20 protein-coding genes are annotated in these 21,541 nt (G+C 71.9%); 9 read left to right on the top strand and 11 right to left on the bottom strand.

Annotated features, from left to right (window positions below; all coding sequences use genetic code 11):
* Nucleotides 1–166: 166 nt before the first annotated feature.
* Nucleotides 167–1,636 (bottom strand): acyl-CoA synthetase, encoded by a 1,470-nt coding sequence (locus tag BLA60_RS33220; protein WP_075137002.1) that lies wholly within the window; start codon nucleotides 1,634–1,636, stop codon nucleotides 167–169.
* A 105-nt stretch (nucleotides 1,637–1,741) separates the two neighbouring features.
* On the opposite strand from BLA60_RS33220, the gene BLA60_RS33215 reads away from it, so the two are divergent.
* Nucleotides 1,742–2,212, top strand: coding sequence for a nuclear transport factor 2 family protein (locus BLA60_RS33215; RefSeq protein WP_075137001.1), 471 nt, complete (start codon nucleotides 1,742–1,744; stop codon nucleotides 2,210–2,212).
* Here the strand turns inward: BLA60_RS33215 and BLA60_RS44995 are convergent.
* The 4 genes from BLA60_RS44995 to BLA60_RS33190 form a co-directional block, all read right to left on the bottom strand.
* Entirely contained in the window at nucleotides 2,209–3,558 is a 1,350-nt protein-coding gene (locus BLA60_RS44995) for a cytochrome P450 (protein ID WP_075137000.1), read from the bottom strand. The two genes, BLA60_RS33215 and BLA60_RS44995, sit on opposite strands and share 4 nt — an antisense overlap.
* Nucleotides 3,555–4,400 (bottom strand): amidohydrolase family protein, encoded by an 846-nt coding sequence (locus BLA60_RS33205; RefSeq protein WP_154814789.1) that lies wholly within the window; start codon nucleotides 4,398–4,400, stop codon nucleotides 3,555–3,557. Before BLA60_RS33205 ends, BLA60_RS44995 begins: the two co-directional genes overlap by 4 nt.
* 744 nt (nucleotides 4,401–5,144) lie before the next feature.
* Complete coding sequence (locus BLA60_RS33195) at nucleotides 5,145–6,104, bottom strand: aldo/keto reductase (protein ID WP_075136997.1); 960 nt, start codon at nucleotides 6,102–6,104, stop codon at nucleotides 5,145–5,147.
* Nucleotides 6,101–6,409, bottom strand: a complete 309-nt coding sequence (locus tag BLA60_RS33190) for an L-rhamnose mutarotase (protein WP_075136996.1) — start codon at nucleotides 6,407–6,409, stop codon at nucleotides 6,101–6,103. Before BLA60_RS33190 ends, BLA60_RS33195 begins: the two co-directional genes overlap by 4 nt.
* 64 nt (nucleotides 6,410–6,473) lie before the next feature.
* Here BLA60_RS33190 and BLA60_RS33185 point away from each other — a divergent pair, with 64 nt between their 5' ends.
* Entirely contained in the window at nucleotides 6,474–7,163 is a 690-nt protein-coding gene (locus BLA60_RS33185; protein WP_075136995.1) for a FadR/GntR family transcriptional regulator, read from the top strand.
* 723 nt (nucleotides 7,164–7,886) lie between these two features.
* Here BLA60_RS33185 and BLA60_RS33180 read toward each other — a convergent pair.
* The 6 genes from BLA60_RS33180 to BLA60_RS33155 all read right to left on the bottom strand — a co-directional run bounded on the left by BLA60_RS33180 (nucleotide 7,887) and on the right by BLA60_RS33155 (nucleotide 13,716).
* On the bottom strand, nucleotides 7,887–8,639 hold the full coding sequence (locus BLA60_RS33180) for an SDR family NAD(P)-dependent oxidoreductase (RefSeq protein WP_075136994.1): 753 nt from the start codon (nucleotides 8,637–8,639) through the stop codon (nucleotides 7,887–7,889).
* Complete coding sequence (locus BLA60_RS33175; protein WP_075136993.1) at nucleotides 8,636–9,937, bottom strand: enolase C-terminal domain-like protein; 1,302 nt, start codon at nucleotides 9,935–9,937, stop codon at nucleotides 8,636–8,638. Before BLA60_RS33175 ends, BLA60_RS33180 begins: the two co-directional genes overlap by 4 nt.
* Nucleotides 9,938–10,052: 115 nt before the next feature.
* Nucleotides 10,053–10,673, bottom strand: a complete 621-nt coding sequence (locus tag BLA60_RS33170; RefSeq protein WP_075136992.1) for a LutC/YkgG family protein — start codon at nucleotides 10,671–10,673, stop codon at nucleotides 10,053–10,055.
* Nucleotides 10,666–12,105: a LutB/LldF family L-lactate oxidation iron-sulfur protein gene (locus BLA60_RS33165; protein WP_075136991.1), complete on the bottom strand. Its 1,440-nt coding sequence runs from the start codon at nucleotides 12,103–12,105 to the stop codon at nucleotides 10,666–10,668. Before BLA60_RS33165 ends, BLA60_RS33170 begins: the two co-directional genes overlap by 8 nt.
* Nucleotides 12,087–12,797, bottom strand: a complete 711-nt coding sequence (locus tag BLA60_RS33160) for a (Fe-S)-binding protein (protein WP_075137047.1) — start codon at nucleotides 12,795–12,797, stop codon at nucleotides 12,087–12,089. Before BLA60_RS33160 ends, BLA60_RS33165 begins: the two co-directional genes overlap by 19 nt.
* Before the next feature lie 67 nt (nucleotides 12,798–12,864).
* A complete protein-coding gene (locus BLA60_RS33155; RefSeq protein WP_075136990.1) occupies nucleotides 12,865–13,716 on the bottom strand; it encodes a fumarylacetoacetate hydrolase family protein in 852 nt (283 codons plus the stop codon).
* Nucleotides 13,717–13,904: 188 nt separating this feature from the next.
* Between BLA60_RS33155 and BLA60_RS33150 the strand changes: the two genes are divergently transcribed.
* The 7 genes from BLA60_RS33150 to BLA60_RS33120 all read left to right on the top strand — a co-directional run bounded on the left by BLA60_RS33150 (nucleotide 13,905) and on the right by BLA60_RS33120 (nucleotide 21,530).
* Nucleotides 13,905–14,696 (top strand): class I SAM-dependent methyltransferase, encoded by a 792-nt coding sequence (locus BLA60_RS33150; RefSeq protein ID WP_075136989.1) that lies wholly within the window; start codon nucleotides 13,905–13,907, stop codon nucleotides 14,694–14,696.
* A gap of 162 nt (nucleotides 14,697–14,858) precedes the next feature.
* The gene (locus tag BLA60_RS33145; protein ID WP_075136988.1) at nucleotides 14,859–16,448 is read left to right on the top strand and encodes an AMP-binding protein; all 1,590 of its coding nucleotides are present in this window, start codon (nucleotides 14,859–14,861) and stop codon (nucleotides 16,446–16,448) included.
* A 10-nt stretch (nucleotides 16,449–16,458) separates the two neighbouring features.
* Nucleotides 16,459–17,691, top strand: coding sequence for an acyl-CoA dehydrogenase family protein (locus BLA60_RS33140; RefSeq protein WP_075136987.1), 1,233 nt, complete (start codon nucleotides 16,459–16,461; stop codon nucleotides 17,689–17,691).
* A 35-nt stretch (nucleotides 17,692–17,726) separates the two neighbouring features.
* Nucleotides 17,727–18,476 carry an enoyl-CoA hydratase/isomerase family protein gene (locus BLA60_RS33135; protein WP_075136986.1) on the top strand — a complete coding sequence of 250 codons (750 nt, stop codon included), beginning with the start codon at nucleotides 17,727–17,729 and terminating at the stop codon, nucleotides 18,474–18,476.
* 10 nt (nucleotides 18,477–18,486) lie between these two features.
* The gene (locus BLA60_RS33130; protein ID WP_075136985.1) at nucleotides 18,487–19,425 is read left to right on the top strand and encodes a VOC family protein; all 939 of its coding nucleotides are present in this window, start codon (nucleotides 18,487–18,489) and stop codon (nucleotides 19,423–19,425) included.
* A complete protein-coding gene (locus BLA60_RS33125) occupies nucleotides 19,425–20,336 on the top strand; it encodes an acyl-CoA dehydrogenase family protein (RefSeq protein WP_075136984.1) in 912 nt (303 codons plus the stop codon). The genes BLA60_RS33130 and BLA60_RS33125 overlap by 1 nt, the downstream gene beginning before the upstream one ends.
* Nucleotides 20,337–20,432: 96 nt before the next feature.
* Entirely contained in the window at nucleotides 20,433–21,530 is a 1,098-nt protein-coding gene (locus tag BLA60_RS33120; protein WP_075136983.1) for a serine hydrolase domain-containing protein, read from the top strand.
* Nucleotides 21,531–21,541 lie beyond the last annotated feature (11 nt).

Raw genomic sequence — 21,541 nt, 5'->3', positions numbered from 1 at the left:
GTGGATCTCCTCTCGCTCCGCCACCAGAGTGGCGGTCGGGAGGGGGTTGACGCGTCCGTTCAGCGGCGTCATTCGCCCTGCTCAAACGGGGTGAGCCGGGCCGGGACCCACTACGCCGGGCGGGGCCGGGACGGCGACGCCCGGCGGGGTAGCGGGCCAGCGGCGACTACGCCCCGGGGCGCAGCGGCGTCCCGGCCTGGCCGGGAGGTGCGCTGGTCAGGGCGCGTTTCATGATCTTGCCCATGTCGTTGCGGGGCAGGGCATCCAGGTAGCGCACGACCCGGGGACGCTTGTGCGGGGCCAACTGTCGGGCGACGTGGTCGGCGATCTCGTCGGGCGAGGGGCGTACGGCGGTGGGCACGATCCAGGCGACGATGCGTTCGCCGAGGTCCTCGTCGGGTTCGCCGGTGACGGCGGCCTCGGCGACGGCGGGGTGTTCGAGCAGGATGTTCTCGATCTCGCCGGCGCCGATCTTGTAGCCGCCGCTCTTGATCAGGTCGGTGGCCCGGCGCCCGACGATCCGCACGTAGCCGTCGGGGTCGCGCACGGCCATGTCGCCGGTGGCGAACCAGCCCTCGCGCAGGGCTGCGGCGGTGGCGTCGGGGCGGTTGAGGTACTCGAGGAACAGATTGGGGCCGCGCAGGTGGATCTCGCCGACCGTTTCACCGTCCATCTCGGACAGTTCGGTGCCGGCGTCGTCCAGCAGGCGCAGGGAAATTCCGGGTAGTGGCGCGCCGACCGTGCCGGGCCGGCGGTCGCCGTCGGCGCGCACGGCGGTGTTCATCAGGGTTTCGGTCATGCCGTAGCGCTCGACCACACGCTGGCCGGTGGCGGCGGTGAGGCGCTGGTGGACGGTGGCGGGCAGCGCGGCCGAGCCGGACACCAGCAGACGAGCGCCGCCGACGGCGCGCGCCAGGTCCGGGTCGGCCTCGCAGTCGGCGACCAAGCGCTGATACATGGTGGGCACACCGAAGGCCATCGTGGCGTCGCCAGCGAGCGCGGCGCCGAGGGCCGCGGTGTCGAAACGGCCCAGGTGGCGCAGGGTTCCGCCGCGCCGCAGCGGCCCGACGACCCCCAGGATCAGGCCGTGTACATGGAACAACGGCAGACCGTGGACCAGCACGTCGGCCGCTGTCCATGCCCACGCGTCGGCCAGGGCGTCCAGGTTGGAGGTGACCGCCCGCAGCGGCAGCACGACGCCCTTGGGCGGGCCGGTGGTGCCGGAGGTGTAGATGACGAACGCGGGCGTCTCCCCGTCACGGTCGACCGGGGTGAGCGTGCCGGGCGCCGCCGCCAGCGTCACGGGCAGTCGCCGCAGGTCACCCAGGGGCCCCGGAAGTTCCTCCCCAGGGACGGACAGCACCGCGTCAGGCTGACTGTCGGTGACGATGTGCTGGAGTTCCCGTTCGCCGCTGCGCGGGTTGATCGGCACCACCGCGACCCCCGCGACCAGCGCGCCGACCACCGCCACACACGTCTCGATCGTGGGGGTGGCGAAGACCGCGACCCGACGGCACCCGGCCAGCGCGTCGGCGAGACCGGCGGCCAGAGAAGCCAGCTCACCGTAGGTGAGTTCGGCGTCGGGGAAACGCAGCGCGGGCCGCCCGCCGCCGTCGGCCAGTCCAGCGAACACCATCACCGCTCCTTGTCCTCGCGCCCTGTCCCGCCCACCCTACGGGCCGGCCGGTGGGGAAACCGCGGCGTTGACCGGGTTTCGAGCGACCTGCCGCACACTGGCGGCATGACTCCTGAGGATCGGGCGGAGATCACCGACACCGTGGTCCGCATGGGCTGGTACCTGGACCGCCGCGACTGGGACGGGCTGCGCGGACTGTTCACCGAGCAGGTGTACACCGACTACACCGACCTCTGGGGCGGCGAACCGCGCTCGGGGACCGTCGACCAGCTGCTGAGCACGACCGCCCAGGGCTCTTGGCGCCGCACCATGTCCGGTCTGGAGGCCACCCAACACCTGATCACCAACGTCCTGGTCACCGTCAGTGGCGATGAGGGACGGGCGACGTCCAACGTCGTCGGCGTCCACCGGCTGACCAACCCGCACGGCTCCCCACTGTGGACCTCCGGCGGCACCTACGACATGGCGCTGACCCGCACCGCCGCCGGCTGGCGGATCCGGTCGATCGTCTACAAACTCAGCTGGGTCGACGGCAACCAGCAGGTCCTGTTCCGCGCGATGTCCGCCGCCGCCTAACGGTCGTAACCGACCCGCAGCGCCGGCGGCCGGCGGAACACCAGCCCGCGCGGCGGGTCGTCGGCGACCAGCCGAAGCCCGGGAAGCCGGTCGAACAGTGTGCGCGCGGCGATCGTCGTCTCGGCGCGGGCAAGCCGTGCGCCCAGACAGAAATGCGGCCCCTGCGCGAACGCCAGATGCTGCCGGGCGTTGGGGCGCAAGGGATCGAAGGTGTCCGGGTCGGTGAACACCGCCGGATCACGGTTGGCCCCGGCGATCGAGACCACGACCAGGTCCCCGGCCTTCACCGACGCGCCGCCGAGTTCGACGTCCCGGGTCGCGTACCGGTCGACGACGGCGGCGGCCGGCTCCAGCCGCAACGACTCCTCGACGGCACCGGGGGTCAGTTCGGCGCGGTGCAGCAGCAGATGCCGGACCAGGTTGGTGATCATGCCGGCGGTGGTGTCGATCCCACCGAACATGAGCACGGCGGCATTGGCGACGACCTCGGCCTCGGTGAGCGTGGCGGACGCGGCGACCAGAACGGAATGCGCGCCGGCGCCCCCCGGCGTGCTCTCCCCCGCCCCGGACGGACGACCGGCGCCTCGCGGACACGAGCCCGGTTCCGAACCGCCGGCCAGCGAACCTGTCCGCGGATCACCCTCTCCGGGAGCCTCGCCGCCGGGCGCATCGTCGGCCGGAGTCGCACGCGCGTCGGCGGCCGGCTCAGGACCGTTGGCCGGAGTCGTGCGCGAGTCCGCGGTCGGCTCAGGGCCGACGGCCGGTGGTGTCGTCGAGGTGGCGACGGCGGTGCGGAGTTGTGCGTAGGCGCACTCGCCGGCGTCGGTCGGTGGGCCGCCGGCGGTGACGGCCGACACGGAGTCGACGATCGTCTCGTACCAGGACAGGACGGTCGCGGCGTCCACCCCGACCAGGCCGAGGGCGTCGGCGACGACCGCCACGGCCAGGGGGCCGGCGTAGGCGGAGCGCAGTTCGGCCTCGTTCGGGGGGAGGGCGTCGGCGAGGGCCTGGGCGGTGGTGTCGAGGAAGGGGGTGAACCGGTCGCGCACGGGCGCGGGGCGGAACGGCGGCAGGAACGGCGCGCGGTGGCGGGTGTGCTCGGCGCCGTCGAGCGAGAGCATGCTGGGGCCGACGACCCGCGCGGTCGAGAACCGGGGGTCGTCGACGGTGAACGTCGACGGGTCGCGCATCACGGCGACGGCCAGGTCGTGGCTGGTCACCAGCCAGCCGCCCAGCGCCGGGACCCAGGCGACCGGGTGGTCGGCGCGCAGCCGGGCCAGCACCGGGTGCGGGTCGGTCGTCAGCTGGTCCAGCGTGACGTCCTCGGGGGTCAGGTCCGGGGTCATCGCAGGCCGTAGACGGTGGTGGCGGTCGTGGCGAACACGGCTTCCCGTTCGGTCGGGGTGAGGGCGTCGGTCAGGTCGGCGGCCGTGGCCGTGACCTGACCGTAACTTGCCGCGAGCTCACACACGGGCCAGTCGGACCCGAACATGACCCGCTCCGGCCCGAAGCACGACAGCACGTGCTCGGCATAGGGCCGCACCTCCGCGACCCGCCACGACGTCCAGTCGGCCTCGGTGACCAGGCCGGACAGCTTGCAGGACACGTTGGGCCGCTCGGCGAGCCGGCTGATCATCGCCGCCCACGGCCCGAACTCGCCGCTCGCGACCGGCGGCTTCCCCGCGTGATCGAGCACGAACGGGACCTCGGGCAACGATCCGGTCACTTCCACCGCCGCCGCCCACTGCGGCGGCCGGACCAGCAGGTCGTACACCAACCCGGCCTCGGCGACGGTCGCCAGCCCGCGCCGGACGTCCGACCGCACCAGCCAACCCGGATCGGGCTCGTCCTCGGCCTGGTGCCGCAGCCCGACGAGCCGGTCACCGCCGGGCAGGGTGCGTAACCGCGCGAGCCGCTCCCCGAGGGCCGGGTCGGTCAGCGCGGCCCAGCCGACCACCCCGGCGACCAGCCCGCCCGACGCGTCGGCAACCGCCAGGAACTCCTCGGTCTCCTCGGCCGAGGACACGGTCTGCACCAGGACAGTGGCCCGCACCCCCGGTGGTCGGGCGGCCTCCCGCCGCAGGTCATCAAGGGTGAAGGGGCGGCGCAGCGGGGCCAGCGCGTCGCCGGCCATCCACGGATAGTCCCGCCGCGCCGGATCCCACAGATGATGGTGCGCGTCAACGATGCTCACAAACCCTCCTCAGACGCCCCGACGGACACGACCCGTCCTTCCACTCGCGACCGCGGTTGTCCACAGCCACCAACAACAACCGCAAAATCCCTGCTCCACACGACTAAAATGGAAATCGGGGGGATCCCCGCGCCAGGGGGAGCGTAAGTCGCGGAGTGGAGGGTGGAGATGCGGCGGGGGCGGCTGCTGGAGCCGCGGGGTGGAGGGTGGAGACGCTGCGAGGCGGCTGCTGGAGTCGCGGGGTGGCTTCGGGGGTACCTGATGGAGGCGCCGCCGAGTCAGCTGGTGGAGATCCGGGGCGGGTGGCTGTCGGGTCAGCTGGTGGAGGCCCTGCCAGAGTGGCTGGCGGAAGCGTCGGTCGGTCGGCTGATGGCCACTGCGCTGAAGTGAGGGACGGAGAGCCTGTCGCGTCAGTGGGTAGAGCCCCCGCCGGCGCAACGGACGGCAACCCCCGCCAGACCGACCGATACCCCACCCCTCCGAAACGACGAACGGAAACCCGGCCGCGACAGTCGGTCACACCCCCGCCGGCACAACCGACAACAACACCGCGACTCCGAACCGACGAACGGAAACCCCGCCGCGACAGTCGGTGGAGGCGCCGCGGGGGCGGCTGCTCGGGTGCCGTTGCGCAGCCCCCGCGACCGGCACCCGCACGCACGGACGTTCCGTTCTCAACGCGACGCGCACTGTCCAGAACCAGCCCCGCGGCCGGGTCGGGCCACGGGCGGCGGCGGATCATCCGACTTCCTCCGGCACCGGTGTGTCGGCGCGGAGCAATCCCTCCGCCACCAGGTCGCGCCACAGCTGTGTCGGCACCCCGACGGCGGCGCGGTCGGCGTTCGACTCGACCTGTTTCGGGGAGCTGGCGCCGAGGACGACGCTGGTCACGGCCGGGTGCGCGCCGGGCAGGGCGATCGCCGCCTCGGGGAGGGTGATGTGGTGGCGGGCGCAGACCTCGGCGATGCGGGTGGCGCGGTCCAGCAGGTCGCGCGGGGCGTCGCTGTAGTTGTAGGTGCGGCCGGGGGTGGGTGAGGCGAGGATGCCGGAGTTGAACACGCCGGCCGCCACGACCGACACCCCGCGCTCCGCGCACAGGGGCAGCAGGTCGTCGAGGGCCGGTTGTTCGAGCAGGGTGTACCGGCCGGCGATCATGACGGTGTCGACATCCGCGTTGCGGACGAAGTGACTCAGGACGTCGTTGAAGTTCATGCCGAGGCCGATACCACGGAGAACGCCCTGGTCACGCAGCTCGACGAGGGCGGGTAACGCGCCGCGTAACGCCTCGTCGACGTGGTTCTCGGCGTCGTGGACGAAGGCGATGTCGACACGGTCGACGCCGAGGCGGGTCAGGCTGGACTCCAGGGAACGCAGCACACCGTCGCGGGTGTAGTCGCGGCGGCGGGTGAGGGTCGCCGGCACGTCGAAGCCCTCGGTGTCGCGGCGGGACTCGCCGCCCGGGTTGTCCACCAGCAGCCGGCCGACCTTTGTGGACAGCACGTAGTCGTCGCGCGGCCGGGCGGCGAGCGCGGCCCCCAGGCGGCGTTCGGACAGGCCGAGGCCGTAGTGCGGGGCGGTGTCGAAGTAGCGGATGCCGCGCGCCCACGCGGTGTCGACGATCGCGGCGGCGGTGTCGTCGGACATCGCGCGGTAGAGGTTGCCGAGCTGGGCGCAGCCGAGGCCGAGCGGGGTGATCACGGCAGCTCCCAGACCAGCGACAGGCCGGTGTCGTTGCCGGAGTAGTCGTCCTCGACGTCGAGCAGCTCGGCCATCGTGGCCTGCCACGCGACGTTGGCCGGGTGCTCACGCAGCGCGGCGCGCATCGCCGCGTAGTCCTCGACCTCGACGACGTGGAACAGATCGAGGCCGTCACGCCAGATCCGCCAGGACGTAACGCCGGCGTCGCGCAGGGCGACGTCCAGTTCGCCTGGGATCACCGCGTGCACCCGTTCGTACTCGGTTTCCTTGCCGGGCTTGAGCCGAGTGTGCAGAGCAACACGCATCGGGCCTCCATTCGTGGCACTCTGAGCGGGGAGAAACATCCGAGGTCTGCGGAAGGGTCGTGCCATGCCGGTCACCGACGAAGCGATCGACAAGATCAAGGGCATGATCATCTCCGGCGAGCTGGCGCCGGGCGACCGGCTGCCGAAGGAGGCGGACCTGGCGAGCCGGCTGGGCCTGTCGCGCAGTTCGCTGCGGGAGGCGGTCAAGGCGCTGTGCCTGATCAGGGTCCTCGACGTCCGGCAGGGCGACGGCACGTACGTCACCAGCCTCGAACCCAAACTCCTCCTCGACGCGATGACCTTCGTCGTCGACTTCCACCGCGACGACACCGTGCTCGACTTCCTGGTGGTGCGGCGGATCCTGGAGCCGGCGGCCACCGCGATGGCCGCGCTGCGCATGACCGACACCGACATCACCGAGCTGGGTTCGCTGCTGGAGGGCCTGGACGAGTCGCCGACCGTCGAGGCGCTGGTCGCCAACGACCTGGAGTTCCACCGCCGCATCGCGCTCGGCTCCGGCAACCCCGTCCTGTGCTCACTCATCGACAGCCTCTCCGGCCCCACGACCCGCGCCCGGATCTGGCGCGGGGTGACCCAGGAAGGCGCCGTCGCCAAAACCCGCGAACAACACCAGGCGATCTACGAGGCCATCGCCGCCCGGGAGCCCGAACTGGCCCGCTCGTGGGCGACGGTGCACGTGGCGGGGGTCGAGCAGTGGCTGCGGGACACGCTGGGGGTCGCGGAGGAGGAGTAGCCGACCCGGGCTGGCGGCTGCCGGGGGCGGGGTGTCCGGGGCAGGAGCTGACGGCCCACCAAGCCCTCCGACCAGGCCACCTGTCCCCGCGAGCTGCCCTGGTTCGCCTTCGGGGCGCGGGGGCCCCCCGATTTCCACGCTAGTCGAGAGGACCGACGGTGTGGAGGGGCCGCGGGGCGGCTGTGGACAACTTCGGCCGCGAACGGAAGACCCACCACCACGAGCACCGGGCTGCCAGGCGCTGGCTGACGAGCGACCCCAACGGACGAACACGCCCACCCGACCGCCGTCCCCAACCGAAGTCGAGCCAGCCGCCGGGCTTCCTTCCGCCTTGGCCCGCGGGGGCCCCCCGATTTCCAGGCTAGTCGAAGGGACCGACGGTTCGGAGGGGTCGTGGAGCGGCTGTGGACAACTCCGGCCGCGAACGGAAGACCCACCACCACAAGCACAGCGCTGCCAGGCGCTGGCCGACGAGCGAACGGGCGCCTCCACCAGACCGCCACCGACGACCGAGGCCGAGCCGACTGACCGCCTACTTTCCGCCCTGGCCCGCGGGGGCCCCCCGATTTCCAGGCTAGTCGAGGAGACCGACGGTTTGGGGGGGTCGTGGGGCGGCTGTGGACAACTTCGGCCGCGAGTGTCAGGGGGCGGGCGGTGCCGGGGAGCGGCCGGTGTCGTGGCGGGTCCGGATGCCGGGGTGGGGCCTCCGGGTTCGGGCATGGGTCAGGACCTCGGCCGTGGGCGCAGGCCGTACATTCCGCCGTCCACCGCGAGGGCTGTGCCGGTGGTGGAGCTGGACAGTGGGCTCGCCAGGTAGGCGATGGCCTTCGCGACCTCGTCGGCGGTGACGAGGCGGCCCATGGGCTGCCGGGCGGCCAGCGCGGCGCGTTCGGCGGCCGGGTCGGTGGCGGAGTCGAGGAGGCGGCCCACCCACGGGGTGTCCGCTGTGCCGGGGCAGACGCAGTTGATGCGAATGCCGTCGTCGAGGTGGTCGGTGGCCATCGCGAGGGTCATGGCCAGGACGGCGCCTTTGCTGGCGGAGTAGAGGACGCGGTTGGGCAGGCCCTGCCAGGCGGCGATCGAGCAGGTGTTGACCACGGCCGCCGACGTCGACGCGCGCAGGTACGGGAGGGCGGCTCGGGTCACGCGGGCCATGCCCAGGACGTTGACGTCCAGGACCCGGTGCCATTCGGTGTCGTCGTTGGCGGTGACGTCGCCCTGGGCGCCGATGCCGGCGTTGTTGACGACGATGTCGATGCCGCCGAGGGTGGTGGCCGCGGTGGCCACGGCCGCCACGACCTCGGTGTCGTTGGAGACGTCGCAGCGGACGCCGGTCAGCGGCGGGGACACGTCGGGGCTCAGGTCGAGCACGGCCACGCGCGCTCCCCTGGCGGCCAGTTCACTGGCGGTGGCCAGGCCGATACCGGACGCGCCGCCGGTGACCACGGCTCGCAAACCCTCGAAGTCGTCGCTCATGCGGGATTGTCCCTCCACTCCGGACCGTCGGGAAAGGCGTACCGCTCAAGACTCTCATCACGGATCCTGGCGGAGAAACCCGGTTGGGTCGGGGCGAGATATCGGCCACCTCGCACGATCGCCGGATCGGTGAAGTGCTCGTGCAGGTGGTCGACCCATTCGATGGCCCGGTCGGCGTCGGTGCCGGACACGGCCACGTAGTCGAACATCGACAGGTGGCGGACCAGTTCGCACAGGCCGACGCCGCCGGCGTGTGGGCAGACGGGGACGCCGAACTTGGCTGCCAGTAACAGGATGGCCACGTTCTCGTTGACGCCGCCGACCCGGGCGGCGTCGATCTGGAGGACGTCGAGGGCACCGGCCGCCAGGTACTGTTTGAACATCACCCGGTTGTGCACGTGTTCGCCGGTGGCGACCCGGACAGGGCGGATGGCGGCGGCGATCGCCTGGTGGCCGAGGACGTCGTCGGGCGAGGTGGGTTCCTCGATCCAGTACGGGTCGTAGGGGGCCAGGGCGCGCATCCACTCGATGGCGACCGGCACGTCCCAGCGTTGGTTGGCGTCCACGGCGATCCGCACGTCGGGGCCGACGGCCTCGCGGGCCAGGCGCAGCCGCCGCACGTCGTCGTCGAGGGAGCCGCCGACCTTGAGTTTGAGCATGCCGAAGCCGTCGGCGACGGCCTGTTTGGCCAGGCGCACCAGTTTCTCGTCGGAGTAGCCGAGCCAGCCGGCGCTGGTGCTGTACGCGCGGTAGCCGGCCGAGCGCAGGTGCGCGGCGCGTTCGGCCCGGCCGGGTTCGGCGGCGCGCAGGATGTCCAGTGCGTCCTGTTCGGACAGGACGTCGGTCAGGTAGCGGAAGTCGACCAGGCCGGCGATCTGTTCCGGTGTCATCGCCGCCAGGAAGCTCCACAGTGGACTGTCGGCGCGGCGGGCGGCGAGGTCCCAGGCGGCGTTGACGACGGCGCCGACGGCCATGTGCGCGACGCCCTTCTCCGGGCCAAGCCAACGGAACTGGGAGTCGCCGACCAGTTCGGCGGACAGTGCGGCCAGCTCGGCCGGGGTGTCCGGTGTGGACCGTCCGACGACCATGGGGGCCAGCGCGCCGATGGCGGCGGCCTGCACGTCGTTGCCCCGGCCGATGGTGAACGCCAGGCCGTAGCCGTCGGGGCCCTCGTCGGTGCGCAGCACCACGTAGGCCGCGGAGTAGTCCGGGTCCGGGTTCATCGCGTCCGAGCCGTCCAGTTCCCGAGAGGTCGGGAACCGTACGTCGAGTACGTCCAGACCGACAATGCGCGCCACGGGCCGCGCCCCCTTCCACACACCCTCGATCAGACATCCGATGTATACCCGATCCGGGCCGCAGAATCCAGCGCACCCACCAGACGGACCAAGCATTGATCCGATCAGTAGACGATCAGTGGGCGATCAGTACCTCAAGGTTGCGGGGGCCGTGCACGCCCTCCACCCGATCCAGCTCGATGTCGCTGGTCGCGGAGGGTCCGCTGACGAACGTGAGTGGACGCACCGGGTCCAACCGGGCGATCGCCTCGGGGACCGTACCCACGATCTGGTCGGCCCGCACCACGCACAGGTGGTAGTCGGGCAGCAGCGTCAGTGCCCGCCGGCCCTGTGCCGGCCCGGCGTCGAGCACGATCGTGCCGGTCTCGGCGATGGCCACCGCGCACCCGGTGAGCACCCCGTCGGCCCGGTCCAGCGCCCGCACCGACAGCGGGTGTGCCGGCCCGTCCAGCGACCACACCACCTCACCGCCGCGCCACCAGCCGGGCAGGTCCACCGGCGCCACCAGCCGCCGGGCGCCCCGGGCGCGCAGCGACGCCTCGATCTCGACCGGCAGCGCCTCGACGCGCACCCGCCGGACCACCGCCCGGTAGTCGGCGACCCGCTCGGCGAACAGGTCGAGCACGTCACCGACGTCGCGGGCGACCTCGTAGTCGCGCACGACCGGCGGCACCGGCGGGGAGTCGGCCAGGGCGGCGCGGATGCGGCGCAGCACGACCTCGCGCGGGTCAGCCACGGGTCCTCCGCCACCACGCCGAGAACGTCTCCTTCGGCGGCGCCGGCACGTCCCGCGAGTCGGTCCAGCGCGACGCCGGCCAGGGCAGCCGCCGGATCCGTCCGCCGCGCGCCAGCAGCCGCAGCGGGCCCAGCAGGCGCTGGGCGAGGCGGAAGCGGCGCGGGGAGGCCATCACCCAGGACGCGGCGGCCATGGCGACCGCCTCCGGGTCGTAGGCGGGTTTCTCCTGGACGGTTCTGTTGCGCAGGTGCACCAGCACCTCGGGGATGTCGATGCGCACCGGGCACACCTCGAAGCACGCCCCGCACAGTGACGACGCGTAGGGCAGGGAGCGCAGCAGTTTGCCGGTCGGGCCGTCGTCGGTGCCCGCGCCCAGCTGGGGGGTGAGGATGGCGCCGATCGGGCCGGGGTAGACCGAGCCGTAGGCCTGGCCGCCGGTGCGTTCGTAGACCGGGCACACGTTCAGGCAGGCCGAGCAGCGGATGCAGCGCAGGGCCTGGCGGCCGACGCGGTCGGCGAGGGTGGCGGTGCGGCCGTTGTCCAGCAGCACCAGGTGAAACGCGCGGGGCCCGTCGCCGGGGGTGACTCCGGTCCACACGGAGGTGTAGGGGTTCATTCGTTCGGCGGTGGAGGAGCGGGGCAGCAGTTGGAGGAAGACCTCCAGGTCGCGCCAGGTCGGTACGACTTTCTCCAGGCCCATGACGGTGATCAGCGTGTCCGGCAGGGTCAGACACATCCGACCGTTGCCCTCGGATTCGACGACGACGACCGAGCCGGTGTCGGCGACGGCGAAGTTGGCGCCGGAGATGGCGACCTTCGCGGTGAGGAACTTGCTCCGCAGGTGGGCGCGGGCGGCCTCGGCGAGGTCGGCCGGGCGGTCGGACACCTGCGCGGCGTGCGGCATGGTGGCCCGGAAGATGTCGCGGATCTCGGCGCGGTTGCGGTGGATGGCGGGGACGAGGATGTGCGAGGGGCGGTCGTCACCGAGTTGCACGATCAGCTCGGCGAGATCTGTCTCGATGGCCGAGACGCCGCCCTCCGCCAACGCCTCGTTGAGCCCGATCTCCGCCGTGGCCATCGACTTGACCTTGACCACCTCGGAGGCCTGCGCCTCGCGCACCAACCGCAGCACGATCGCGTTCGCCTCGGCGGCGTCGCGCGCCCAGTGCACCACTCCCCCACGCGCCCTGACCTGCGACTCCAGCCTGGTCAGGTAGGTGTCCAGGTTCGCCAGGACGTCGTCCTTGATCGCCTCGCCGGCCAGCCGCAGCCGCTCCCAGTCCGGCAGCTCGGCCACCGCCGCCGCCCGCTTGCCCCGGATCGTGCCGGTGGCGTGGGCAAGGTTGCCGCGCAGCTGCACGTCGGCCAGCGCGGTGCGCGCGGCGGACGGGAAGGCCGGGCTGCCCAGCCAGGTCACGGGGTTGCGGCCCATGGCTCCTCCTCCGTGCTGGCCAGGATCTCCGCCAGGTGCAGCGCCCGCACCCCGGTGCTGAGCCGGGACAGGCCACCGCCGATGTGCATCAGGCAGGAGTTGTCACCGGCGGTGAGTACCCGCGCACCGGTGTCGAGCACGTCGCGCATCTTGTCGGCCAGCATCGCCGTCGAGGTGTCGGCGTTCTTCACCGCGAACGTGCCGCCGAACCCGCAGCACGACTCCGGCGCCGAGAGTTCCACCAGCTCCAGCCCGCGCACCGCGCGTAACAGTCGCAGCGGCTTGTCACCCACCCCGAGGACCCGTAACGAGTGGCAGGTCGGGTGGTAGGTGACCCGGTGCGGGAAGTAGGCGCCGACGTCGGTCACGCCGAGCACGTCGACCAGGAACTCCGAGAGCTCGTAGGTCCGGTCGGCCACGCCCACGGTCAGCCGGGACAGGCCGGGGTAGAGGTCGCGGACCATGCCGGCGCACGAGCCCGACGGCGCGACCACCGCGTCGTGGCCGGCGAACGCCTTGGCGGTGCGGCGCGCGAGCGTGGCCGCCTCCCGCCGGTAGCCGGTGTTGTAGTGCATCTGGCCGCAGCAGGTCTGGCCCTTCGGGAAGTCCACCACGCACCCGAGCCGCTCCAGCAGGCGCACCACCGCGCGCGCGGTGTCCGGGTAGAACGTGTCGGTCAGGCATGTGGCCATCAACGCCACCCGCGTGGTCACCCGCGCCTCCTCAGCCCTGTCGGAACGCCCTGTCGGAACGCCGGGATCAGGCCTTGGCGAGTACCTGACGCTGTCTGCCGAGCCCGTCGATCTCGATCTCCATGACGTCGTCGACGGAAAGGTACGGGAACCGGCCGGAGAGCGCGACGCCCTGCGGGGTTCCGGTGTTGAGCAGGTCGCCCGGCTCCAGCACCATGAACTGGCTGATGTGGGCGACCAGTTCGGCGACGCCGAAGAGCATGTCGGCGGTGGTCGAGTCCTGGCGCGGCTCACCGTTGACGAACGAGCGCAGGCCCAGCGCCGCCGGGTCGACCTCGTCGGCGGGCACCAGCCAGGGGCCGAGCGGGTTGAACGTCTCGCAGCACTTGCCCTTGCCCCACTGTCCGCCCGAGACGGCCGGGTCGAGCTGGAAGTGCCGCTCGGAGACGTCGTTGGACACGGTGTAGCCGGCGACGTGGGAGAGCGCGTCGTCGAGGTCGACGTAGCGGGCGCGGCGGCCGATCACCACCGCCAGCTCCACCTCCCAGTCGACCTTGGTGGCGCCCCGGGGCACCAGCACCTGGTCGTAGGGGCCGACCACGGTGTTGGGGTGTTTGAAGAACAGCACCGGCTGGGCGGGGGGCTCGGCGCCGGACTCGGCGGCGTGCGCGGCGTAGTTCATGCCGACGCAGACCACCGACGGCGGCCGGGCGATCGGCGCGCCGATCCGCTCGCCGTCGATCGTGGTCTCGGGCAGCGACCCGGCGGCCAGGGCCTGGCGGGTCCTGGCGACGCCGTCCACGGCGAGGAAGTCCCCGTCGAGGTCGCTGGTCAGGCCGGACAGGTCGAAGGCCCGGTCCAGGTCGTCCAGCACCACCGGGCGCTCGGCGCCGGCGGCGCCCACTCGCATCAACCGCAAGACATACGCTCCTCGTCCAGGAACCCGGCTACCACCGGCCGTGGCGCCTCAACCCTAATCTCTCCTGATCTCGGACTCTAAGCAGTAAGACATCGGATGTAAACGTGACCTGGGACGGGTACGAGCCGCAATCATTCGGTCGCCCGTTGTAGACAACTGACTGGTCATCAGCGTTACCATCGGCGCTCATGTCACAGACCGAAACCCCCAACTGGGCTACCTACGTTGCCACTACCGAGCCAACCGAACACGAACGGCTGCGACTGTTGCAGGAGGCGTTCGACCCGGGGAGCGTCGCGCTGATCGACCGCGCCGGGGTCAGACCCGGGTGGGACTGCCTGGAGGTCGGCGCCGGGGCCGGTTCGGTGGCCCGGTCGCTGGCGCGCCGGGCCGGCGCCGCGCACGTCACCGCCACCGACCTCAGTACCGACTTCCTCGCCCCGCTCGCCGAGACCGGCATCCGGGTGCTGCGCCACGACGTGACCGTCGACGAGCAGCCGGGCGAGTTCGACCTGATCCACACCCGGCTGGTGCTCGAACACGTCGTGGAGCGGGAGAGGACGTTGGCCCGGTTGGCTTCCTGGCTGCGGCCCGGGGGCTGGCTGCTGGTCGAGTCGGCCAGTCCCGTGCCGGACCTGTCGAGCGTGCCGGCGGTGGCACGCTGCCTGGGCGCGGTGTCCTCGGTGCTCGGCGAGACGGTGGGCACCGACTCGCTGTGGGCGCGGCGGCTGCCGCTGCCGCTGGAGGCCGCGGGCCTGGTCGACTGTCACGCCGACGGGCACCTGGCGGCCATCCGGGGCGGCTCGCCGATGGCGGCGTGGATGGCGGCGACGCTGGGGCTGGTCGAGACCACGGCGTTGGAGACCGGCGCGGTCACCGAGCAGGACCTGAGCGAGGCGTACGCGGCCTACGACAACCCTTCCTTCGTCGACTACACGTGGTTGATGGTGAGCGCGACCGGGCGACGCGCGCCCGTCTGACCTGCGGCGATCACTCTGCCGGTAGGAGGCAGAGATCACCCGAGGGTGGCGCCGCCGTCCGTTTCGTGTTCGGATGGAGTGACGGTGCAAGCCTCGGCTGCCAGCGCGGTGCACACCTGGCCGCGCCGCGTCTGGCGTGCGGGGGCGCCAGGCGGAGGTGTCATGCGCAAGGAGACGTTGGAGAGCTTCGTACTCGGCGACGTACTCCGGTCAAGGTCGGAAACCCATGGGGCCGAGCCGTTCCTGAAGTTCCGCGACGGCGAGTTGACCTATGGCGACGTGCACGCGATGTCCAACCGGGTGGCCCAGGGGCTGATCTCGCTCGGTGTCGGCAAGGGTGACCACGTCGCGGTGATGTTACCGAACTGTCCGGAGTTCGTCCCGACGATCTTCGCGCTCGCCCGGATCGGGGCGGTCGCGGTACCGGTCAACACGGCGTTGCGCGGCGAGTTGCTGCGCCACGTGCTGGCCAGCTCGGACTCGACCACCCTGGTCATCGACTCGTCCTTTGTGGACAGGTTGCCGCCGGTGATCGACCAGCTGACCGCGTTGACCAGGCTGGTGGTGCGTGACGACGGCGAGCCGGTGGCGGGCCGGCCGGTGGTGTCCTACCGGTCGCTGCTCGACCACGGCGACGAGGAACCGCGCGCCGGGGTCGCGTTCGACGACCTCCAGGCGATCATGTACACGTCGGGCACGACCGGGCCGTCCAAGGGCGCGATGTGCTCGCACGCGCTCGCGCTCACCTGTGCCTACGACTCGCTGAACTTCCTGGACCGGTGGGGAAAGACGATCTACTGCCCGCTGCCGCTGTTCCACGCCGCCGGGCTGTGGGACGGCATGATGTCGGCGTTGCTGGGCGGCGGCGCGTTGGCCGTGGTGGAGAAGTTCAGCGCGTCGCGGTTCTGGGACGACGTGCGGTTCTTCGACGCCAAGGTCGCGATGAGCGTGTTCTCGATGATCCCGATCCTGCTCAACCGCGAGCCGACGCCGCGGGACCGCGACCACCCGCTGGAGATGTTCTACATGGGCAAGTCCGTGCTCGACGAGCCGCTGCGGGAGCGGTTCGGCGTGCGGTCGGTGGAGACCTACACCAGCACCGAGGCCGGTATCGCGATCGCCAGCCCCTACGGCCAGTGGCGTCTCGGCTCCTGCGGCACCGTCCACTCCGAACGGTTCGACGCGGCGGTGGTCGACGAGCACGACCGTGAGGTCGGCCCCGGTGAGCCGGGTGAGCTGGTGCTGCGGCCCAAGCAGCCGCACGTGATCACCTCCGGCTACTACGGCGCGCCGGAGGCCACCGCGCAGACCTTCCGCAACCTGTGGTTCCACACCGGCGACAAGGTGTGGCGCGACGAGGACGGCTACTTCTTCTTCCTCGACCGGATGAAGGACTCCATCCGCCGGCGCGGGGAGAACATCTCCGCGTTCGACCTGGAGTGCGAGGTCAACCTGCACCCGGCGATCCTGGAGAGCGCCGCCATCGGGGTGCCATCGGAGCTGGAGGACGAGGACGTGAAGCTGGCCGTGGTGCTGCGCCCCGGCGCCACCCTGGGTCACGAGGAGCTGATCGAGTTCTGTGTCGAGCGGCTGCCGAGGTTCATGGTGCCGCGCTACGTCGAGTTCGTCGACGCGCTGCCGCGCACCCCGACCGACAAGGTCGCCAAGTACCGGTTGCGCGCCCAGGGCGAACGCGGCATCACACCGTCCACATGGGACCGCGAGGCCGCCGACCGGTCCCAGGCAGGGTAGAGAGGACACCATGAACTGGGAGGACACTCCCGAGGAGGCCGCGTTCCGCGAGCAGGTGGCGGCCTTCGTCGCCGAGCACTTCCCGGCGGCCTACCGGCCGGACCCGGCCGCCGAGCACAGCCTCGAACCGGAGGACGTGTGGGGCTACAACTGGCCGGCCGACCGCCTCAGCGAGGACCCCGACCGCCGCGAGGGCGCCCGGCGCTGGGCGGCGGCGCTGGCCGAACGCGGCTGGATCACCCCGCACTGGCCGGCCGAGTACGGCGGCGCCGGGCTGCCGGCGGCACTGGAGTTCGTGTTGCAGGAGGAGATGATGCGCGCCCGGGTGCCGACGGTGAACGGCATCGGCGCGTTCCTGCTCGGCCCGACGGTGCTGGCCGAGGGCACCGACGCGCAGCGCGCCGAGCACCTGCCGCCGATCGCGCGCGGTGAACGCACCTGGGCGCAGGGCTTCTCCGAGCCGGAGTCCGGGTCGGACCTGGCCTCGGTGCGCACCCGCGCGGTCCGCGACGGCGACGACTACGTCGTCAACGGCCAGAAGGTGTGGACCTCGCTGGGTCAGTACGCGGACTGGTTGTTCGTGCTGGTCCGCACCGACCCCGACGCGCACCGCCACAAGGGCCTCACGTTCCTGCTGGTCGACACGGCCACCGAGGGGGTGACCGTGCGGCCGATCACCGACCTGCGGGGCGACGCCCCGTTCGCCGAGGTGTTCTTCGACGACGCGCGGGTGCCGGTGGCCAACCGGGTCGGCGAGGAGAACCGGGGCTGGTACGTGGCGATGACCGCGTTGTCGTTCGAGCGGGCCGGGATCGGTGCGACGGTCAAGTTCGAGCACGCGCTGTCCTCGCTGGTCGACTACGTGAACAGCGACGCGGCGAAGCCCTACCTGCGGCCGGACACCGCCGTGCTGCGCCAGGAGATCGCCCGCCGCTACGCCGAGGTGCGAGTGCTCTACAACCTGGCCCGCTACACCGTGTCCACCCAGGCCGCCGGCGGGGTCGCCGGCTACGAGGCGTCGGTGAACCAGCTGTTCGGCGCGGAGCTGGCCGGGCGGATCGCCCGCACCGGCGCGAAGGCGTTCGGCGCGTTCGCCGAACTGTGGCAGCGCACCGACTCACCGATGAACGCCGCGTTCACCCATCTGCGGCTGGACTCGGTGGCCGCCACCTTCCTCGGCGGCACCACCGAGATCCAGCGCAACGTGATCGCCACCCGGGGCCTCGGCCTCCCCAGAAGTTGACCAGTCGGAAGATCCCCTGTCGGGAGAAGGAGCACATGTCCTACGAAACCCTGGACGTCCGGATCGAGGACCGCATCGCGTGGGTCACGCTCGACCGGCCGGACAAGCTCAACGCGCTGACCCCGTCGTCGATGAAGGAGCTGCGCACGGTCTTCACCGAACTCGACGAGGACACCGACGTGCACGTGGCGGTGTTGCGCGGCGCCGGGGAGCGCGCGTTCTGCGCCGGCATGGACGTCGCCTGGTCGGAGGGTCTCACCCCGGCCGAGCGGATCGAGCAGGGACGGCTGGGTGAGAAGACGTTCGCGCTGATCGAGCGCACGTCGATCCCGGTGATCGCCGCCGTGCACGGCTACGCGGTCGGCGGCGGCCTGGAACTGGCGCTGGCGGCGGACTTCATCGTCTGCGCCGACAACGCCAAGATGGGTTTGGTGGAGATCACCCTGTCGGCGCGCCCGCCGTACCAGCCGAAGTTCATGGACGGCAAGCCCGACCCCGACCAGCCGGCGTTCGGCGGGTCGGCGCCCGGCTGGGGCGGGGTGAAGCGGCTGCCCCGGCGGGTGGGCAAGGCGCGGGCCAAGGAGATGCTGTTCACCGGCATCCGCCTGGACCCGGCGCGCGCCCTGGAGCTGGGCCTGGTCAACAGCGTGTTCCCGGCCGAGGAGTTCGACAAGCAGGTGTCCGCGCTGGCCGAGCGGATCGCCGCGATGAACCGCTACAACCTGCGGCTGGTCAAGGAACTGGTCGACAACGAGTACGACTGGATCGAGCCGCACCCCAGCTGAGGAGACCCGCATGCGTATCTACCGGATCGACCACGTCGCCCAGGTGGTGCCCGACCTCGACGCGCAGGTCTCATTCCTGTCGCGGGTGTTCGGCTTCCGCCCGGTGTCCCAATGGGACAATCCGGCGGCCGGGACGAAGGGCGTGCGCCTGGAGATCCCCGGCAGTTGGGGCCACGCCTGGCTGGTGCTCGCCCCCTCCGGCGACTCCTCGCCGCTGGCCACCTGGCTCGACGACCACGGCGGCCGTCCGGGCCTGCACCACGTGGGGGCGGAGGTCCCGGACCTGGACGCGGCGATCGTCGAGCTGGAGGAGCGGGGCCTCAAGGTCACCGACGGTGTGCCGGGCCGGTGGACCGAGGCGTCGCTGACCCCGCCCGAGCACGGACCCGGGGTGTTGTGGCGCCTGCGCGGCCCGGGCACCCTCGCCATGGCCGGCGACGAGGACGCCACCCCCGTCGAGGCGTCCGATGTGGATGGTCCGACGCTGGGGATCGTGGCCCTGGACCACATCTGCCAGGCCTTCGGTGACCGCGACGAGCTGGCCCGCTGGTATGCCGACCTGGCCGGCTTCGTCCAGGTGTGGCGCACCGCCGACGACGAGCACCCCGACATGGCCGACCTGGTGCTCAACGTGCCGGGGTCGAGCATCTGCTGGGAGGTGATCATGCCGCGCGGCGAGGACTCGTTCATCGAGAAGTTCCTGTCCCGCAACGGTGCCGCCGCCCACCACGTCACCTTCCAGGTGTCCGACTGGGACGCGGCGCTGGCCGCGTGCGAGCACCACGGGCTGAACACCTTCGACGAGGAGACCGGCGTGACCGACGGCGCCGCGTGGAAGCACACCTTCGTCCACCCCAAGCAGACCGGTGGGGTGCTGGTGCAGTTGTTCTGGGAGCAGCGGCCGGGCGTGTGGGTGCGCTCGGACAAGATCCCCCCGGGCAGCCGCTGATGGACCTCACTCTCACCGAGGACCAGGAGCTGGTCCAGCGCACCGCCCGCGAGTTCCTCGCCGGCCGGGCCCGGCCCGGCGAGGGCTTCTCCGAACAGCTGTGGAAGGAGATCGTCGAGCTGGGCTGGACCGGCGTGGCCTTCGACGTCGGCTTCCTGGAGGCGTGTCTGCTGGCCGAGGAACTGGGCCGGTTCGCCGTGCCCAGCCCGTTCACGGTGTCGTTGACGTGCGCGATGGCGGTCCCGGACCTGCGGGAGCGGGTCGCGGCCGGGCGGGTGTACACGCCCGCCACGGCCGTGGCCGGGGTCGCCGACCTCGTTCCCTACGCCGAGATCGCCGACGGTTTCGTCGTGACCACCGAGACCGGCGTGCGTCTGGTCGAGAAGGCCGACGAGATCGAGCGGGTCGAGGTGATCGGCCTGGACCCGAAGTACCGGGTGCGTTTCGGTGAGGGCGTGCCGCTGGACGTGGATCCCGCGCGGGTCGCGGCCTTCGGCGCCGCGATCGTGTGCGCGGAGATGGTCGGCGGCGCCCAGGCGGTGCTCGACCAGACCGTCGAGTACGCCACGCAGCGCCACCAGTTCGGCAAGCCGATCGGCTCGTTCCAGGCCGTGCAGCACCACTGCGCCGACATGGCCATCGACGTGCTGGGCTCCCGGTTCGCCGCCTACGAGGCGTGCTGGCGGCTGGGGCGCGGCTGGACCGCCGACACCGAAGTGGCGGTCGCCAAGAGCTGGGTCGGCGAGGCCTACCAGCGGGTGTGCGCCCTGGGCCACCAGGTGCACGGCGCCATCGGGTTCACCGCCGAGCACGACCTGCACGTGCACACCCGGCACGCGATCGCCTGCGCGCTGGCCTTCGGCGACCCGGACAGCCACGTCGAACGACTGGCCGAACTCATCGGGCTGTAACCGGCCACGGGTGGCCGCCCGCTGGCCTGGCCCGCACCCCGACCGCGCCCCGAGTCTTCTTCCGCCGGCTTGTCCGAGCCGGCGGAAGGAGACTCGATGCGCGCCACCCTCGCCACCCTCCTGCTCACGGCCGGCCTGCTCACCGCCACCCCGGCGGTCAACGCGGCGGCCCAGGCCGACCACCCCCTGACCCAGCAGGCCCTCGACCAGTACCTTCCGCACGCCGGGCCCGGCGCCGCGGTCCTCGCCGGCGACGAGAACGGCCCGTGGACGGTGACCAGCGGCTCGGCCACCAGCCCGGCCAGCCGCCCGATCGCCCCGCAGGACCACTTCCGCGCCGCCAGCCAGACCAAGACGTTCACCTCGGTGATGGTGTTACAGCTGGTCGACGAGGGCCTGGTCGAGCTGGACGCGCCGATCGAGACGTACCTGCCCGGCGTCGTGGCCGGCAACGGCTACGACGGCAACGCGATCTCCGTGCGGCAGATCCTCAACCACACCAGCGGTATCGCCCGCGACCCGAGGAACCCGGCGGCCAACGCCGACGGCGGCTACGACCTGGCCGAGCTGGTCCGCTCCGGGCTCACCCAGGCGCCGCTGTTCCCGCCGGGCACCGACTTCGCCTACTCCAACGTCGGCTACCAGACCCTGGGGCTGCTCGTCGAACGCCTCACCGGCCAGACCTACCAGCAGGCCGTCACCGCGCGGATCATCACCCCGCTCGGCCTGGACGACACCAGCTACCCGTCCTCCGGTGACCGCACCCTGGCCGAGCCGTTCCTGCGCGGCTACCTCGGCGGCCGGCTCGGCCCGGTGTTCTTCTGGTACGACAACACCTTCAGCCTGGAGCCGACGCTCATCGGCTCGGCCGGCGCGATGAACTCGACGATGCCCGACCTGGTCACCCTCCACCAGGCGTTGGCCGCCGGGGACCTGGTCTCCCCCGCCTCACTCGCGCAGATGCGTCAGACCTCCGCCCACCAGCCCGACTACGGCCTGGGCCTGATGAGTTGGGAGCTGTCCTGCGGCGGCACCGCGTGGGGCCATCCCGGCGACCTGACCACCGGGCACACCTCGGTCACCATGGTCACCGACGACGGCCGGTTCGCCTCGCTGGTCACCAACACGTTCGTCAACAACACGGCCGAGCCGACCCGGGGTGACGTGATCGACGCCGCCCTGTGCGAGAGCTGAACCGGGCGGGC

This window comes from Actinophytocola xinjiangensis, assembly GCF_001921215.1.
Taxonomy (GTDB): domain Bacteria; phylum Actinomycetota; class Actinomycetes; order Mycobacteriales; family Pseudonocardiaceae; genus Actinophytocola; species Actinophytocola xinjiangensis.
This window is presented reverse-complemented; position numbering and strand designations above follow the sequence as displayed.

Excerpts from the sequence above, each read along its gene's own strand:
- BLA60_RS33190 (WP_075136996.1), bottom strand. The coding sequence starts at position 6,409 with ATGCGTGTTGCTCTGCACACTCGGCTCAAGCCCGGCAAGGAAACCGAG.
- BLA60_RS33220 (WP_075137002.1), bottom strand. The coding sequence starts at position 1,636 with ATGGTGTTCGCTGGACTGGCCGACGGCGGCGGGCGGCCCGCGCTGCGT.
- BLA60_RS33185 (WP_075136995.1), top strand. The coding sequence starts at position 6,474 with ATGCCGGTCACCGACGAAGCGATCGACAAGATCAAGGGCATGATCATC.
- BLA60_RS33135 (WP_075136986.1), top strand. The coding sequence starts at position 17,727 with ATGTCCTACGAAACCCTGGACGTCCGGATCGAGGACCGCATCGCGTGG.
- BLA60_RS33150 (WP_075136989.1), top strand. The coding sequence starts at position 13,905 with ATGTCACAGACCGAAACCCCCAACTGGGCTACCTACGTTGCCACTACC.
- BLA60_RS33130 (WP_075136985.1), top strand. The coding sequence starts at position 18,487 with ATGCGTATCTACCGGATCGACCACGTCGCCCAGGTGGTGCCCGACCTC.
- BLA60_RS33145 (WP_075136988.1), top strand. The coding sequence starts at position 14,859 with ATGCGCAAGGAGACGTTGGAGAGCTTCGTACTCGGCGACGTACTCCGG.
- BLA60_RS33125 (WP_075136984.1), top strand. The coding sequence starts at position 19,425 with ATGGACCTCACTCTCACCGAGGACCAGGAGCTGGTCCAGCGCACCGCC.
- BLA60_RS33165 (WP_075136991.1), bottom strand. The coding sequence starts at position 12,105 with ATGGGCCGCAACCCCGTGACCTGGCTGGGCAGCCCGGCCTTCCCGTCC.
- BLA60_RS33215 (WP_075137001.1), top strand. The coding sequence starts at position 1,742 with ATGACTCCTGAGGATCGGGCGGAGATCACCGACACCGTGGTCCGCATG.
- BLA60_RS33180 (WP_075136994.1), bottom strand. The coding sequence starts at position 8,639 with ATGAGCGACGACTTCGAGGGTTTGCGAGCCGTGGTCACCGGCGGCGCG.
- BLA60_RS33120 (WP_075136983.1), top strand. The coding sequence starts at position 20,433 with ATGCGCGCCACCCTCGCCACCCTCCTGCTCACGGCCGGCCTGCTCACC.
- BLA60_RS44995 (WP_075137000.1), bottom strand. The coding sequence starts at position 3,558 with ATGACCCCGGACCTGACCCCCGAGGACGTCACGCTGGACCAGCTGACG.
- BLA60_RS33160 (WP_075137047.1), bottom strand. The coding sequence starts at position 12,797 with ATGGCCACATGCCTGACCGACACGTTCTACCCGGACACCGCGCGCGCG.
- BLA60_RS33140 (WP_075136987.1), top strand. The coding sequence starts at position 16,459 with ATGAACTGGGAGGACACTCCCGAGGAGGCCGCGTTCCGCGAGCAGGTG.